Here is a 16,298-nt window from a genome sequence, read left to right as displayed (position 1 = left end):
TGGCAAAGCTCATAAAGTTGCGATGGTCGCATCAATGAGAAAGTTACTTGGCATTTTGAATGCCCTAATTGCTAACGACCAATATTGGTCTGAGCAGCCTGCGTAGCTTGACTTTTGCCACCGTTGCTCCGGCGGCTTAAACCCTTTTGCAAAAGGGTTTAAGAATCCCAAAACCTTTTATTAAGCTTCGCTGATTTTGATTTCGAAGACAGTAGTAGGAAGCTATATGCGAAGCTTATTGAAAAGTTTTGAGGGGATGGGGTCTGGGGAAGGGGAACTTTTCCAAAAGTTCCCCTTCCCCAGCCGCCGGAGGCATCCTTATTTTACCCGTTTGCCGGGCATGAAGGCTGTGCGTAAAAATTTCGGAGTAAATAGCCGGAAGGGATTGCGGACCAGCATATCCGGCATGAGGTGATACCAGCGGTAGCCCAGACGGTGGTAGACCTTCTTGGCAAGACACCCGTATCCGGCCTGCCGTGCAGCCCAGAGGGCGGCATCACGCTGACAGCGGGAAGTTGCTACGGCCTTGAAAATTTTATCGCTGTAGCCCTTATCGACCAGCATCTTGCGGATACGCAGATACTCGCGGTAGCGGCTGATAATATCAGCCACGGAAAAAAACGCTCCGGTCACCCAGCTCATGGCAATGGCCGCCGAAGTGATAAAGCCGAAACTGTGCCCGTCCCGGTAAAATTCAGCGGCAAGCCATGCAAGAGTCACCACCATACCGATACAAAGCCCCAGAACAAAATGAGGTAAAGGGGCCACACGTATATAATTATATTTTTTCTGTGCAAGAGCCTTTATCATCACAAATCGCCCGTAATAAACAACTAAGAACAGACCGTCTGTCTGAATTTCATACGCCGTGATTAGGGAATTACCATCGGAATTGAATGCGTTCAAGAAATATCGGACGCAGCTTTTGCCACCTCGGCCAGCAGGTCATCCACATTAAAGGGCTTGGTGATGCGTGAATCCATGCCGCTGTCATAACATTTTTCAAGGAATTCACTGCCTGCGTTTGCGGTCAGGGCCACGATCCTGACCGGGGAGTGGGTCTTACGAATCGCCCGTGCCGCTTCAAAACCGTCCAGAACAGGCATCTGTATATCCATGAAAATCAGATCGAAATCATCGCTTTGCGTAAAGGTATCAACAGCATCTTTGCCGTTCTCAACCATCACGTAATCCGTGATCCCGTTTTTATCGAAAATCTTGCGCAACAGAATGCGATTCATCTTACTGTCTTCCGCCACCAGAATTTTTACCCCGGAAAGATCAACCGGAGTCTGGAGTTCGGGGCCCTCCTCAAAAGCTGGAACTTCACTGCAAACTTCAACAGGCAGGGTAAAGGAAAAAAGAGCTCCGCCCTGCTCATTGTTCCGGGCTGAAAGCTCACCGCCAAGATGTTTAACCAACTTATAGCAGATCGCCAATCCCAATCCGGTGCCGCCATAACGTCTGGTAATACTCGGATCGGCCTGCACAAATGATTTGAACAGAGAGTCCACAGCATCCTCAGGCAGTCCGATGCCCGTATCCGAGACCTCAAAAAGAAGATAGGCTTTACTTTCCAAACCGGATTGCGGGGCCGGGGAGCAGCGCAGGGTAACAGAGCCTTTGTCAGTAAATTTCACCGCATTGCCCAGCAGGTTGACCAGCACCTGCCGTAGACGCAGGCTGTCCACCCGAATGCACTCCGGAACTTTCTCCGCTTCAAGAAAGACCTGCAACGGCTTATTCATGGCTCCGACATCAACAACATCCCGCATTTCCTGTAAAAATGCAGGAAAATCAACATTTTCCTCATTCAGTTCCATGTGCACGGTGTCGAGCTTGGAGTAATCAAGGATGTCATTGACAATGACCAGCAGACTGTCCACGGATGATTTGATCAAACGCAGGTTTTCCTGCTGCTCTGCATTCATCCCGGAACGCTGCAGCAGCTGGACCATGCCCTTGACCGCATTCATGGGGGTCCTGAATTCATGGGTCATATTTGCCAGAAAACGTCCCTTGGCCTCATTGGCTTCCTGTGCCTCTTCCCGGCTGGACCGCAGCTCCTTCTCAATCTTCTTGAGCTCTGAAATATCCTCAACAGAGACCAGCACCCTGCCCCACGAACTTTCAAATCCCGGAACAATATTGAGGTTAAGAATGAGGGATTGTTCTTTCCCGTCCAGACGGACAAAATTAAACTCACTGCGATTACGTTGCGCCCCTTTTAGCAGGTCCAGAATTATAGACCTGTAAAAACGCCACGAATGCGGAGTTACATAAGAAGAAAAACCGCTACTGATAAGCTCTTCGCGGGAAGCACTCCCGAAAAATTCAATGGTCCGGTTGTTGGCGTCTATGATCTCAATTAAATTGAGGCAGCGTTTCAGTGAAGCAGAATCGGAAAGCAGTTCTTCACGGATAACCGGAGCCATATCCGGACCGTACGAATCAAACAGCTTTTTGAGCTCACGCATGTCCAATTCCCAGAGCGGTACCGGGGAATTTTCAAAAAGGGAACGGAATCGCCATTCACTCTTCAACTGCTTTTCTTCAGCCTTCTTCCGGGCACTGATATTTATTACAAAACCTTCCACATATGCGGGCATCCCCGGTTCGCCTTCCACCAGCCTGAAATCACGTGAAGTCCAGATGGAACTGCCGTCCCTGCGCCTGCATTCAACTTCATAACCGGCAACCTGTCCGGAAAGACGGAGCATCTGCATAGCCCGCGACCAGTCATCAGAATCCACGTAAACCTGATCGCCGACGCTTGTTACATTGGAAATCAGCTCTTCACTGCTCTCATAACCGTACAACTGCGCAAGAGCTTTGTTGGCGGTCAGGTAGCTGCCGTCCCGGGTAGCCTGAAAAATACCGATGGGGGCATTATCAAAAATATCCCTGAACTTTATCTCTGCCCTTCTGCGCAGGGCATCGGCCAGATGGCGGTTCTTGATTTCCTGTTCGATCTTTTCTTTCTGCCTGTTGACCTCTTCAACTCTTTTGGCCGCCTCCTGCATGCGGGCTTCATAAACCTTGCGTCCCAGCACGGAACGCACAAGCCAGAAACAACCGCCTGAAATCACCACAAAAAGAAAAAAAGACAGCAGGAACTGGGTCCTAAGGCTGAGAAAGCCAAACAGTTTTTCCTCTTCCACAAGACTGATGACACTGAGCGACGTCCCTTGAACAGGTGATGAGATGGCCAGATAATCGACCTCCCGGCCGGACTGCCCGGCTTCAAGTATGGTCAAACCGTTCCATTCATGCAGGGCATCCATAAGCAAAAGCTGTCCGCTCTGCTGTGCGGAACTGTCCGAGACAGCGACCACAGTGCTGCCCACACGCAGAAAATCACTGCCCACAGAGGGAGAGACTGTCATGAAGCCGAGACTGCGCTGCAGACTTTCCACTCTGGTCCAGCCGACGATTGTCCCCCGTATACCCTTTGCTGCATCCACGGGAACACTGACCACAATGGATAATTCCCCACCGTACTCTCCTGCGAAAAAAGCCGGGGTGCCATGACGAACCCTGAAATTTTCAAATCCGCCGCTGTTTCCGTCCAGCACGCACTCAGCATCTGAATCCACAAGCAATCCGCCGTTTTCATCAAGCAACGCAATTCGGGAATAAGCAAGTTCATCCCCCACACTGCGCCGGGCCAGATTGCTGTTAAACAACGAACAGACATCGTCGACAAGGCCGGTATCCTTTTTCGCCACTGCCGGACCCTGCCCTTCCAGAGCATCAATCAGGGACTGCACCGGACCTCTTGCAGCTACATTCTCAAGCTCGGAAACCCGGTTGGAAAAATAAAAACTCACAGCCATGGCCCGCCTGGCAGATTCGCCTACAAAAAGCTCGCGGGCAGTATTCCGTACCTGCAGCTGGGAAGAATAGCCGACCCATAACGAGAGTCCGACAAATCCGGCAAAAACCGCGAATGCAAGCATAAGCAGAATGCGGTACCCGAAATTGCCTGATCCAGAATCAGCTATTGAGCCATGGTTGTTCATCAAATTAAAATTTCCATCAGCGTAAATTTGAACCGAAATAAATACCATCCATACGAAACTACAATAAATCCACAAAGCTTGAAATCAAATGATAACTTAAACCCGCATCAAAAAATAGCAATCTTGCATGTCTTTTGAGTATTTCCGGTATAGTCCGCCACTCTCAATTTATAAGGAGAATTTTTTAGACCATCTCTTGACATTGAAAATCATTTTCACTATAAAATAATCAACACTAAAAAAACATGGAGGCAATCATGTGCGCAGCCCTTATAGGCGGTATGGACAGACTTAAACGGGATTACATTGTTTCAGCCAAGAAGAAAGGCGTTAAACTCAAAGTTTTCACCGGCAAGGAAAACAAGGTTTCCTCAAAACTTGGCAATGCCGACCATGTAATCATCTTTACCAATCAGATTTCACACGCAGCAAAGAAAGACATCGTAAAGTACACCAAGGCAAAAGATATTCCTCTGCACATGTTCCATTCCTGCGGTGTTTCCACCCTGAGGAACTGCCTTGAAAATCTGTAGTCACATCTGATCAGTCGGAAAAATTGCGGCGCAAAAGACGGTTTGGAGACAGTCTTTTCCCCGTTACCAAAAACCGGATTGTCAGAAACAGTCCTCCCCGCCTGTTATTCGCGCAGGGAACGGAGCAGGTCGATATTCATTTTGTCGAGCTTGAATTCCGGGTCATCATCCTTTGGTGTTTCAATCACTTTGGGTACCGCTGAAAAACGTGGATCGCTGATGATGGACTTGAATCCTTCAAGTCCTATATAGCCTTTTCCGATATGTTCGTGCCGGTCTTTATTGGAACCCAGCTCCTGCTTGCTGTCATTCAGGTGAAAAAAACGGATAAAATCCAGACCGATCAACTTATCAAAACGCTCAAAAACCTCTGCGCAGGATTCAGCTGTGCGCAGGTCGTAACCGGCGGCAAAAGCATGGCAGGTATCAAAGCAGACCCCCATGCGCGAAGTATAACCGGAATCCTCAAGTATGGTCGCCAGTTCCCCGAAACGACTGCCGAGATTGGTTCCCTGACCGGCAGTATTTTCAATGAGCACCTTCACTTCCTCTGTTTCCGAAAGGGCAATAGCCTGATCAAGATTTGATACGTAGCGTTCCAGAGCCTCAACCTTGCCTGTGCCGAGATGCGAACCGGGATGGGTGACCAGATATTCAATGCCCAACTGCTCTGTACGGCGCAATTCCTCAGCAAAAGCCTTTACAGACTTTGCAACGCTGTCCGGCTTGGGGGAGGCAAGATTTATAAGATAGGAATCATGGACACTGACCGGATAATTGCCCCATTCCTCCCGCAGGTTTTTAAAATTTTCCACCACCTTGTCTTCAAGGGGCTTGACCTTCCACTGGCGCTGGTTGCGGGTGAAAATCTGCAGGGCGGTCCCGCCGATGGACATTATTCTTTCCACAGCCTTGTCCACCCCGCCGGTTATGGGCATATGAGCACCTATATACATAAAGATTCCTTATTTTCAGATTTAACTTGTATCCCGGATTCCCATCCCTACCGCCAACTCCATGAGTATGGGGCTTAATAGCCGGGGATCAATCAGCCCTCCAGACTCATCTGAAACAAGCCTGCGGTCAATTACTTTCAGGGGCAGTTTTTCCAAAGCCGTAAAATCCTGCTCCTCCTGATAATTGCCGCTCTCGGAATCAATAATGATATAATTCAAAGCCTTGTCGGAACTTATATAGGCGGCATTGTCCATGCGCAGTATTTCCAGAAGCCGTTCCACCTGAAGATTTATGTCGTGGCCGATTAGTTCAGGATCAAATCCCATATTAGGTATAAACACCTTGGGACAGGAATTATTGGAAACAGCCTGCCCCAGCCCCTGCGGGGAAACAGCAGCCAATGTGCTGGAATAAAAGCTGCCCATGGGATAAACAATCAAATCCGCATCATTGACCAGATTAATGGCCAGCGACGATGCATGCACCGGACGCGGCCAGGGATCATCCACCCCGGAACATATCCACATACCATCGATAGGGGAAGCAACGGGATCACGCTCCTTACCGGTGAACAAATGCTGCCCGGCGAGAATTTCCCCGTTTACCAGACGCACTGCCAGATGCCCGTTATCCACCGTGGAAGCGCGGACAATGCCCCTTGCGCCGATGAGCCGGGAAAGCTGGGCAATGGGCGGAGCAAGCACTCTCTGGTGGGCCATGAACCCGGCGGCCAGTACAATATTGCCCAGACTGGCATTGACCGGATCAAAACTGTCCCCGGCCAGCTCAATAAAAAGGGCAAACCGCTCGGAAAGAATCTTACGGACCACTTCGGAAAAACCATCCATAAGTGTGTGGGAACCATTGGCAAGATGAGAAAGCTGCCCATACAGCGCAGTACGGTCCGCATAGGAGGGCAGTCTTGTATTGAGCATTTCAACAATATTGGCTTTTTCAGGACTGACGGTATCGGCAAGGGCCAGCAAACGGTTACGGACATCACCCACCGCGGGCATGTCGAACACTTCCCGCAGCGCGGCAGAACTGCCCCCGGAATCAAAAGTAGTAATGATATAGGCACACGCCGGATTGACTTTCGCAAGCTCAGCGGCCAGCCCGTTCAAAGCCGTGCCTCCGCTGAAGAAAACAATTGCCGGATGTTCCTTATTCACCACTTGCTCCTTTACCTGCATCACACATTTGATTAATACCCGGTTCAAGATAGGAAGGACAGATCAAAACTTTTGACAAACAACATACCTAAATCTTACTGATATGAAAAACATTTTTATCAACATACACGGATTCGGATCATCCGGCGCAAACTCCAAGGCCGCTGCACTTACTGAGAATTATCCCGAGCACGAAATGATCAGCCCGGACCTGCCCGCCGACCCGCTGGACTGCCTTGAAATAATCGATGCCATTGTCATGGAAAACAAAAACCGCCCCGTTGTCATGCAGGGTTCTTCCATGGGCGGTTTATACTCCCTGATCATGCACCTGCGCCACGGAGTCCCCGCACTGCTGATCAATCCGGCACTGACCCCGGCAGCACTGGTCCGCAGCCGGCTGGGCGAAATTTATGAATTTTCTAACGGCGACAGCATCCTCATTGAACAGGAACATGTGGACCGCTTCACAATTGTGGAAGAAGAGCTGCAGAAAGGAATTGCGGAAAAGGGCGTGAACAAAGGACACGTGCTGGCCCTGATCGGAGAGCAGGATGAACTGCTGGACCAGAATATAATGAAATCAATACTCAGGAAGGCCGGGGCCGAAATCATTTCCTATGACAACGACCACCAGTTTCAAGGATATGACCGGATTTCCATTGCGGATGAGAATGTCCGGACTTTCCTGCTGAAGCAGCGGAGCTAATCCTTGTCGTTCTCCGTACTACCGACAGGCATAAGATCATTCATTTCACTGATGTACCCGTTTTCAAGATTATTCACTTCCTGAATGTAGGTTTTGAAAGTCAGGTCCATGGACGGGTCGGTGAATTTATGCAGGCTGTAGGATGGGGTGGAAAAAAAGCCGCGTCTGGCCTTGTGCTCTCCGCCCATACCGGGATCATATGAATTTATGCCGTTAGCCACGGCCCATTCAATGGGGGCGTAATAGCAAAGCTCGAAATGGAGGAAACGCACTTCCTCGAAACAGCCCCAATACCTGCCCCAGAGCCTGTCCCCGGAAAAAACAAACATGGACAGGGCCAGCGGCTGCGGATCATCGCCGCGGTAGGCAACGGCGAACATCAGGTTTTCCCGCATGTTCTGCTTCAATCCCTCGAAAAACTGCGGCGTGAGATACTTGCAGCTCCAAACCCCGAACTTATCATTGGTGGATTCGTAACATTTAAACATGAGGTCAAAATGGCTGTCCGGAATTTCATAGCCGGTCAGGCTTTCCACCCGGATATTCTCGCGCCGCAAAGCCTTGCGTTCACGGCGGACGGTCTTGCGCCTGTTGCTGTTCAGTGTGCCCAGCCAGTGCTCAAAATCGCGATAGTCGTTATTCTCCCAGACATACCCCTGATGTTTCCAGGCCGCATAGCCGAAAGCTTCCATATCAATAACCCAGTCCGGGTCCACGAAATTAAAAGCGCAACTGCCCAAACCGTTCACTGAGCAGAAACGGTCCAGAGTATGGCAGATCAATCCGCTTACCCTTCTGCCCGGAACATCAGATGAAACGAGGAAACGGTAGCCGGAAGCCGGGGTAAACGGGCTCATACCTACAATTTTCGGATAGTAGGCAATGCCGCCCTTCTGAGCCACTTCCATCCAGACCCGGTCAAAAATAAACTCGCCTTCGCTCTGGTCGCGGACAAAAAGGGGCGCAGCTCCCACAAGCCTACCCTCATATCGGACTAGCAGATGGGCCGTAAGCCATCCGGTATCCGGCGTGGCACTGCCGCTCTGCTCGATAAGCCGCAGCCAGTCCCACTCCAGAAAAGGAAAATTAAGCCCCTTTGCCAGGCTGTTCCACTCATCACGATCAACTTCGGTGACCGAAGGAACCCATGATATTTCAAGTCCGTCCAGAATATCAGTCATCTACCAACCCTGAAAAAACAATCTAACCGCTGACCTCTCCGGCAAATGCCCCGGAAACTGAAAAATAGTCAGCCACCCATTCCATGAAAACCCCGGCCGTGTTTGAATAATCTTCCCTGTTCCAGACCATGTAAATTTCCATACGGGGGAAATCATCACTGATGGGGACCATGGCAATCCCCTTGCGCGAGACACGGCTGTTATCCGGGAGAAAAGTTACGCCCATGCCGGAGGAAATCAAGGCCGAAGCCCCGGAAAGACCGGAAATTTCCTGCCGGACCTTCGGCACCAGACCTCGTGAAGTAAATGCATCCATAATGGAGTCATAAAGGTCCGGCTGTCCTGTCCGGGGAAACAGGAGCAGATTCTCCCCTGCGATGTCTTTCAATGATACGCTTTTTTTTGCGGTAAAGATATGATCTTCCGGCACTGCAAGCACATGTTTTTTTGAAAACAGTTTAACTGAGGAAAGTCCTTCCATGGCATGCAGATAGACAGTGGAAAATCCCACATCCAGTTCTCCTGAATGAATCTTCTCCAACTGGATGGAGGCCCCAAACTGGCTTAAACGAACCGAAACTCCGGGATAACGGTGACTGAAGGAACGCACCGCCTCCGGCAACAGGCTGTCCATGGCGATCTCAAGAAAACCGACCCGGACATTGCCGTATTCACCTTTGGCCATCCTTCCGGCAGTTGCCGTCGCCTCTTCTACATGGGCCATAATATCCATGGCCTGTTTGTAAAAATAGCGTCCCTCATTGGTCAGCCGCACCTTGCGGCTGTTGCGCTCCAGCAGGCGCGCGCCGATCTCCTCTTCCAGAGACTTGATCTGCTGTGAAAAAGGGGGCTGGGCAATATGCACCCTGCGGGCCGCCCGGCCGAAGTGCAACTCCTCGGCCACGGCTATAAAATATCTGAGCTGTCTTAATTCCATTTTTTTAAATCCGACCTCCCTTTATTCAACAATAAATCCTGTATAATTACAATATTAATGTCGGAAGGTTAAAATTCAGACAAAAGAGTGATTGCATTTTCCCCCGGCTTGGGCCAACCTCTGCTCGCTTAGTTTAGCAAGGAGCTTTTATTATGACTGACGATCTGGACAACCTTCTTTCTGATATTCAGCAGCAATGCGATGACGCAGCCCACGACATGTTCGGGGAGGAAATTTCACGCTGGCAGGACCCGGCCCACGCCCGGATCATGGAAAACCCGGATTCAGCGGGGGAAATGCAGGGTTCCTGCGGAGACCTCATCAAAATATTCCTCAAAATAGAAAACGGGACCATTAGCGAGGCTTCATTTTACACCACCGGATGCGGTCCCAGCATTGTCAGCGCAGATATGGCCTGTGAACTTTGTACCGGAAAAACAATTGACCAAGCCTCTGAGATAGACGGAGAACACATCCTCCAGCGACTGGGCGGACTGCCGGAAGACAAAACCCATTGCGCCCATCTGGCCTCTTCTGCACTGCAGGAAGCACTGGGCAACTGGCTGGGCAGAAAGTAACCCCGCCTCTACTGGCTGTACTTGAGAATTCCTTTTATCAGGGTAATTTTTTTAATCGGCTTGCTCAAAAAACCGCTGCAACCGGCCTCAAGACAAAGCTTTCTATCTTTCTCTCCGTCATTGGCGGTCAGGGCCACTACCGGAGTGGCAGGGTAGCCGTTCTCCGCTTCATAAGCCCTTATTTCACGGGTAGCTTCCAGACCGTCCTTTCCGGGCATCTGAATGTCCATCAATACCATATCAAAATTATTCTCACGATAAATCTGCACGGCCTCATGGCCGTCATCGGCGTAGCGCAGCCTGAAGGGAGTATCTTTCAGGAAAAAGTCAAAAAGCATACGGTTGTTTTCTGAATCTTCGGCCACAAGGATACGCAACGGTTTGAGTTCGACAGCCTCATCCCCGTCTTCTGCCGGACTGACGCTCCTGCCATAGATATCAAGCATAGCCTTAAGCAGCCCGCCGCGGGTAACCGGCCAGCGCACACTGCCCTTAACACCGAAAAGCAGATCGATTTCAGGACAGTTGCTGCTCTCCCCCGGAGAAGACGAAAGAGTGCAAAGAACGGGGCTTTCTGTATTCAAACGCGCTTTGATACCTTCCACTTCACTTAACCCGTCCTCTTCCCCGAGCCTGTCCGAAACAATTACCAGTTCGGCATTATTGCGGCAGGACCCACTCTGCACGCAGGCAAAATTCAAATCCCCGGCTTGCAGGCAGCTGGCTCCCCATTCGTTGAGACATTTGCAGATATAGCTCCTGACCAGCGGTCGCTCATCAATAACCAGCACCTCGCGGTCCTGCATGGCTTCCCTCACCCTTGCGGTGTCAGCTTCCAGAGAATCAACATGTCCAACCTTGATTTCGGCCCGGAATTCCGCACCGCCGGAGGGCAGGTTGCGCACGCTGATCTTCCCTTCCATCATTTCCACAAGATTACGCGTAATGGAAAGCCCGAGTCCGGTGCCGCCGTATTTTCTGGTGGTCGAAGAATCGGCCTGTACAAAATTCTCAAAAATAACTTTCAACTTTTCTTCGGAAATACCGATACCGCTGTCACTGACAACCATATTCAGCACAGCCTGCCCATCCGGAGCGGAATTACTCGAAATATCGAGCAATACGCTGCCGGAATCAGTAAATTTTATGGCATTACTGAGCAGGTTGACCAGAATCTGCATAATTCTGGTGGGATCACCGCGAAAACGGTCAGCGCAGAGCGGATCAACATGGCAGGCAAATATAAGCCCCTTTTTCCAGGCACTCACGGACATGATCCCGGCAACTTCATCAGCCAGCTCATCGATATTGAATTCCGTCTCTTCAAGGGTCAGCTTGCCGGACTCAATCTTGGAAAGATCCAGAATATCGTTGATCAGGTTCATCAAGGCCTTGCCGGAATCCCTGAAAATAGAAACATAACTTTTCTGTTCCGTGGTCAGGCTGGTATCTGAGAGCATATCGGCCATACCCAGAATAGAATTCATGGGAGTACGGATTTCATGACTCATCTGGGCCAGGAATTCGCCCTTGGTCCGGTTGGCCACTTCAGCACGGGCCATGGCTTCCTCAAGTTTTTTCAACGTGTCCGCCATGTGGGCGGAGTTTCTCTCCTCCACCTCTTTGGCCTTGAGAAGCTCTGCGGCATAGCGCTGCAACTCTTCTTCGTCCCTTTTGCGGTCAGTTACATCGCGAACCACGCTCAGCAGCACATCCTGCCCCTGATAGGTGATCCTGCGTGAACGCACATCCGTGTAGACAATCTCACCTGATTTGGAGATTACAGGACACTCAAACTGCCGGGAACCGTTCTCTGCAAAAATTCCATTCATGATGCTGCGCAGAGTTTCCCGCTCATAGGAAGGAACAAGCTCGAAAACAGTTTTCTTCAGGAACTCATCATAACCGTAGCCCAGAAAATCCGTTCCCCTGCTGTTGATCTTCAGGAAAAAACCGTCCATATCGGTAATGCAGACAAGATCGTCAACATTATCAAAATAGAACTGATATTGCTCCAAACCTTTAGTCTTGCGAAGACTTTGCAGCATGGAAGAAAGAGCCTTGCCCAAAGCGTTGATCTCGGTAATCAGGCTTTCCCGGTCAGGGAGATCTTCTCCGTGGCCGCTGGATATATCTCCCGCGGAAGCGGTTATGCTGCTCAAGGGGCGGGTCAGAATATTGCTCAGATAAAGGGAGACAAGAATACACAGCCCTATTACCAACCCGAAAAGGGGAAAAAGCAGCCAGAATGAACGCTGCAATGACTCGCTAAGGCTGTCATAAGAAACCAGATAAGCCAGCCCCGGCACCAGTGTGCTGCGGTAAAGAACACCTTTCCGGTCATCACCATAGGTAACTTTAACCAGATCATCTTCTCCGACAGGATCGCTAAGTGATAGCGGCAGATGTTCACCGCTTATAAGATCGTACGCGCTCCCCTTATCAAAAAGCACCATCCTGCTAAGGTCGGAACTTCGAAGTGCTGACTGCAACTCCGAACGGGAAAAATCAACCAGACAGGCGGCACTGCCCACCACTTCCGACCGACTGCGGATAGGCAGGGAAAAAACAGTTATAAAACCGCCCTGACCTATGCGGCAGAACGAACAGCGATGCGGTGCGGTGAGAAGAGCATTATGAACGACCCCCTCATTGAAAGGCTTTGCGGAGGAGGCAAAAATCCTGCCATCGTCCTTACGCAGGACAAAAAAATCAATTCCCAGCGGGGCTTGATCATACTCGGACAATTTTTCGGAAAGGGGATAATCCACCCCCATCATCATGGCCACCCGGATAGAGTTATCTTTGCTCAATTCGCCAAGACGAGCCATGGCCCGGTGCAGAAAACTGTAGAGTTCAAGACTTACCTCCTGTCCTTCGGCACGGACCCGGTCATGAAACTCATCCTGAAGAGTGCTGAAATAGCTGTAGGAAAAGACCCCGCCCATGGCCAAAGCAGTAACAATGGCCATGCCGCAGATAGCAGCAGCCACCAAGGAGGAAAGTTTGTAAGAAGTTGTGTTCTTCATCTCGGCAAAACGAATTTCAGCTATTTGTAAACAACGTCAGCAGCCATCAATATATCCGTAGGAATCTCCATTCCCAGCTTCCTGGCCCGTTTCAGATTAAAAACCAGCGCGTAACGCTCGGCCTCTTCAACCGGAATATCACCGGGGGAAGTTCCTTTCATTATCAAAACAACCATTTCTCCGGCCTGCCTGCCCATGGCAATGAAATCAACCCCGGCCCCGCCCAGCATTCCCAGCCGGGCAAAAGAATAGTTAATGGAAATTCCCGGTTTGAGACAATTTGCAACGGTCCATTCTATGATTTCAGAAGTTGAGCGGCTTTTCCCCTTACTGTCCGTAAGCAGAGTTGCAGCCGGATAAATAGTACCTATTGAAGAATCGGCACAAGCCTGCTTCAAAATAGCTGTGTACTCTTCCCATGAAGAGGCTATGCGGGTTTCAAACTCAATTCCCAGCCCGCTTCCGGACTCGATAATCTCTTTGTTAACCTGCTTGAGAACCGCCTTGCCCGTGGGGGATTTATCGGAAACAACAAGCATCTTTTCCAATCCCGGAAGGATCTTCTTCTGCACCCGGCAGGCATCGATGAAATGAAGTTTCTCATATACACCGGTAATATTATGGCCCGGTTCAGCGCGTGAATCCATCCATTTTACTTTGCGATCATAATCTTCAGGCTGCCCATTCATTCCGCAAAAAACAATATCAATATCCGTATCAACGAGTTTAAGGCCCACAGTTCTAAATGCATTGTCGTCCAGCAGAACCAGAACATCCGGTTTCACGGATTTCACTTTTTCAAGAACTATTTCAGCCTGTTTATCTATCAGCTCCGGGGTGTTATTCACTTTTTTTGTCTTCATGGCATATTTATGCACAGTCAGATTCTCCCCCTCCACAAACCCGGCTTCGGTCAGACTTTCCAGAACACCCTGATGCTGCGGTTCACCACAGATGTTATCCAGTGTGTAGCTGTGGACAATAAAAACATCCTTTGCCTGTGCCTCTGAAACCAAAGCACAATACGCAAAGCTGACTAATAGACTGAATACGGCAAAGTAACTGCTTTTTCTTTTCATCACACCCTCATGATACAGCATCACCCCGGCAGAACGGGGATTTTTATTACCGTTTTTACCTATAACACTTTTTCGTTCATACAGACAGATAAACACACCCTTTTGAAATGATTCCTCCTATCAGCATATTTACCTTAACAATCGAAACTCACCGAACACCGGAAAATGGTCGGAAGCATCAATACTGCGAACAACTTCACCCTCTTTCCGGACCAGACCGGAAGAATAAAAAAGGAAGTCATACCGATGCTTGCGTTCATCAAAAGTATAGTTTTTATGAATGACATCTGCGGAATCACCGGAACTGCTCAGGATTTCTCCACATCCCTGCAAACGCTCCCGGAATTCGTTTATGAATGGAGGCTTAGCCAGATCATCTTCAGGAAGCGGGGTTCCCCTGATGTAGGCCTGAAAATTAAAATCCCCGCCGATCAAATACCCGACACCGGCACTTTCCCTGTTCACCCAGTCGGTCAGATAACGGGCCTGCGCCACGCGGGCTTCCCTGTTCCAGACACAGAGATGCACATTGTATACATCCAAACGCTTATCGCCGACCTCAACCCCTACCCGCTGCATGGTGGATTCCCAGAGCAAAGGATAATAAAATACATTCAAAAGCATATTTTCAAAATTCGGCTTACAGGAAGTCCGGGTGTACTCATTGGCAACAATGGGGAATTTTGAAATAACCACCGTGGCTTTGGTTATTTTGCGCTCCTTTCGTAACGGGAAAAACATATCCCAATCCACTACGGGAGCGGCGTAGCCCCAGCCCAGTCTTTCCATAATATACTCAAGCTGATTCATGTACCAGGAACGTTTTGAATCAAGATCAACCTCCTGCAGCAGCACGATATTGGCACGCTCTTTCCTGACCAGATCAATGAATTTATCCAGATTGGCGGTGTAAAATGATTCCGGGTGTTCATCGGCCAAAGTATGCTGCACAGACCCTGCTCCGAATCCGATATTATAACTGAGCACCCGCAGGGAGTTCTCTTCTGCCCCCTGTGCACTGCCCGCCTCGTTGAACCGTAAGACTTCCCCCCTTTCCAACTCACCAATCCGGTAGGGCGGTGCAGTAAACCATTTGATCAGAAAATACCCCGCCGCCAGAATAATAAGGAATAAAAAAACAGCTGTAAAAAATTTAAAAATGGTATACATACAACTCAGCACCTCCATAAAAACACAAATAATTACAAAGATATGTGGCAAGCAAAGTGTTTATATCATCCATAAAAACAACATTGTTACTGATTGCATTTATTCTTTTTAGCGCGACTGGGAGCCATGCAGAACAGACGTCCTCCCGGCACATTAAAATAGTGTTCGGCTACAAGTTTCCTCCTTTTTACACTGTAACGAGTAAAAAGGAACCCTCTAAAAGCCTGCGCGGACTATTTATTGATATGATGGATGATTTTAATGAACAGTATCCGGAATATGAATTTGAATACAAATGCCTGCCCAGAGCCAGAATCAGCAAGTTGTTGAGCAGTGGTAAAGCTGATGCCTTTGCCCTGACTGATCCAATATTCATCAGCAGCGATGCCAAATCACAATACAGCGCGTCCCTTCCCATGTGGACTATTGGTGACCATCTTCTTGTGCGCAGGGATTCTCCTATCACCAAAACCGACCTGAACTATTTATACGGCAGGACCATAACCGTACTGCATGGCAATTCATTCGGACCGTTGGACACTTATTTCGAAAAAGGTCTTATAAACAAACACCCGGTATACTCCACAAAGCAGATGCTGACACTTCTCCTGAAAAAAAGAGTGGATGCGGCAATATGCAACAAAACCACCCTCCCCGGACTGGTAAAACAAAGCGGACATTCAATGGATGATTTCAAAATACTGGAAACCCCGCTCTACACTTTTAGGCTGCACCTGCTGGTCAACCGTAAAAAATCAACCTTTCTGCACGATTTCAACGAATTCTTAAAAAACAACCCCCTCCCTGAATTACAGGAAGGGGGATAGTTTTTCCTACTGTCCCTCCGGGTAGTAAAGGGGACAATTTTTACCCTCGATCCGGACCAGCCGGACAGGTTGCTGTTCCGTATATTTTTTTGGAACAAAGCAAC

General features: G+C 49.4%; 13 protein-coding genes and 1 pseudogene. 5 read left to right on the top strand and 9 right to left on the bottom strand.

Annotation, left to right across the window (positions count from 1 at the left end; genetic code table 11):
• Positions 1–106 (top strand): annotated as a pseudogene (locus FMR86_RS20870) (IS110 family transposase); the annotation flags it as partial.
• A gap of 212 nt (positions 107–318) precedes the next feature.
• Here the strand turns inward: FMR86_RS20870 and FMR86_RS14800 are convergent.
• Together FMR86_RS14800 and FMR86_RS14795 are read right to left on the bottom strand one after the other, a co-directional pair.
• Entirely contained in the window at positions 319–810 is a 492-nt protein-coding gene (locus FMR86_RS14800) for a hypothetical protein (protein WP_163352177.1), read from the bottom strand.
• Positions 811–902: 92 nt separating this feature from the next.
• Entirely contained in the window at positions 903–4,022 is a 3,120-nt protein-coding gene (locus FMR86_RS14795; protein ID WP_163352176.1) for a PAS domain S-box protein, read from the bottom strand.
• Between the two features lie 257 nt (positions 4,023–4,279).
• Here FMR86_RS14795 and FMR86_RS14790 point away from each other — a divergent pair, with 257 nt between their 5' ends.
• Complete coding sequence (locus FMR86_RS14790) at positions 4,280–4,555, top strand: DUF2325 domain-containing protein (protein ID WP_163352175.1); 276 nt, start codon at positions 4,280–4,282, stop codon at positions 4,553–4,555.
• Positions 4,556–4,659: 104 nt separating this feature from the next.
• Here FMR86_RS14790 and FMR86_RS14785 read toward each other — a convergent pair whose 3' ends face one another.
• Both FMR86_RS14785 and FMR86_RS14780 read right to left on the bottom strand, forming a co-directional pair.
• Positions 4,660–5,511 carry a deoxyribonuclease IV gene (locus FMR86_RS14785; RefSeq protein WP_163352174.1) on the bottom strand — a complete coding sequence of 284 codons (852 nt, stop codon included), beginning with the start codon at positions 5,509–5,511 and terminating at the stop codon, positions 4,660–4,662.
• 21 nt (positions 5,512–5,532) lie between these two features.
• A complete protein-coding gene (locus FMR86_RS14780) occupies positions 5,533–6,684 on the bottom strand; it encodes a GAK system CofD-like protein (protein ID WP_163352173.1) in 1,152 nt (383 codons plus the stop codon).
• A 103-nt stretch (positions 6,685–6,787) separates the two neighbouring features.
• Here FMR86_RS14780 and FMR86_RS14775 point away from each other — a divergent pair, with 103 nt between their 5' ends.
• Positions 6,788–7,393, top strand: coding sequence for a YqiA/YcfP family alpha/beta fold hydrolase (locus FMR86_RS14775; RefSeq protein WP_163352172.1), 606 nt, complete (start codon positions 6,788–6,790; stop codon positions 7,391–7,393).
• Here FMR86_RS14775 and FMR86_RS14770 read toward each other — a convergent pair.
• Together FMR86_RS14770 and FMR86_RS14765 are read right to left on the bottom strand one after the other, a co-directional pair.
• On the bottom strand, positions 7,390–8,574 hold the full coding sequence (locus tag FMR86_RS14770) for a GNAT family N-acetyltransferase (RefSeq protein WP_163352171.1): 1,185 nt from the start codon (positions 8,572–8,574) through the stop codon (positions 7,390–7,392). The genes FMR86_RS14775 and FMR86_RS14770 overlap by 4 nt on opposite strands.
• Positions 8,575–8,596: 22 nt before the next feature.
• On the bottom strand, positions 8,597–9,511 hold the full coding sequence (locus FMR86_RS14765) for a LysR family transcriptional regulator (RefSeq protein ID WP_163352170.1): 915 nt from the start codon (positions 9,509–9,511) through the stop codon (positions 8,597–8,599).
• A gap of 152 nt (positions 9,512–9,663) precedes the next feature.
• Between FMR86_RS14765 and FMR86_RS14760 the strand changes: the two genes are divergently transcribed.
• Positions 9,664–10,089, top strand: coding sequence for an iron-sulfur cluster assembly scaffold protein (locus tag FMR86_RS14760; RefSeq protein WP_163352169.1), 426 nt, complete (start codon positions 9,664–9,666; stop codon positions 10,087–10,089).
• A gap of 8 nt (positions 10,090–10,097) precedes the next feature.
• Here FMR86_RS14760 and FMR86_RS14755 read toward each other — a convergent pair whose 3' ends face one another.
• The 3 genes from FMR86_RS14755 to FMR86_RS14745 form a co-directional block, all read right to left on the bottom strand.
• Positions 10,098–13,118 (bottom strand): response regulator, encoded by a 3,021-nt coding sequence (locus tag FMR86_RS14755; RefSeq protein WP_163352168.1) that lies wholly within the window; start codon positions 13,116–13,118, stop codon positions 10,098–10,100.
• A 20-nt stretch (positions 13,119–13,138) separates the two neighbouring features.
• A complete protein-coding gene (locus tag FMR86_RS14750) occupies positions 13,139–14,197 on the bottom strand; it encodes an ABC transporter substrate-binding protein (protein WP_163352167.1) in 1,059 nt (352 codons plus the stop codon).
• A 129-nt stretch (positions 14,198–14,326) separates the two neighbouring features.
• The gene (locus FMR86_RS14745; RefSeq protein ID WP_163352166.1) at positions 14,327–15,367 is read right to left on the bottom strand and encodes an endonuclease/exonuclease/phosphatase family protein; all 1,041 of its coding nucleotides are present in this window, start codon (positions 15,365–15,367) and stop codon (positions 14,327–14,329) included.
• Positions 15,368–15,612: 245 nt separating this feature from the next.
• Between FMR86_RS14745 and FMR86_RS14740 the strand changes: the two genes are divergently transcribed.
• Positions 15,613–16,194 (top strand): substrate-binding periplasmic protein, encoded by a 582-nt coding sequence (locus tag FMR86_RS14740; RefSeq protein WP_373682486.1) that lies wholly within the window; start codon positions 15,613–15,615, stop codon positions 16,192–16,194.
• Positions 16,195–16,298: the final 104 nt, after the last annotated feature.

Source organism: Desulfovibrio sp. JC010 (assembly GCF_010470675.1).
GTDB lineage: Bacteria > Desulfobacterota > Desulfovibrionia > Desulfovibrionales > Desulfovibrionaceae > Maridesulfovibrio.
Note: the sequence above shows the minus strand (reverse complement) of the source record. Positions and strands in the feature narration are given on the sequence as shown.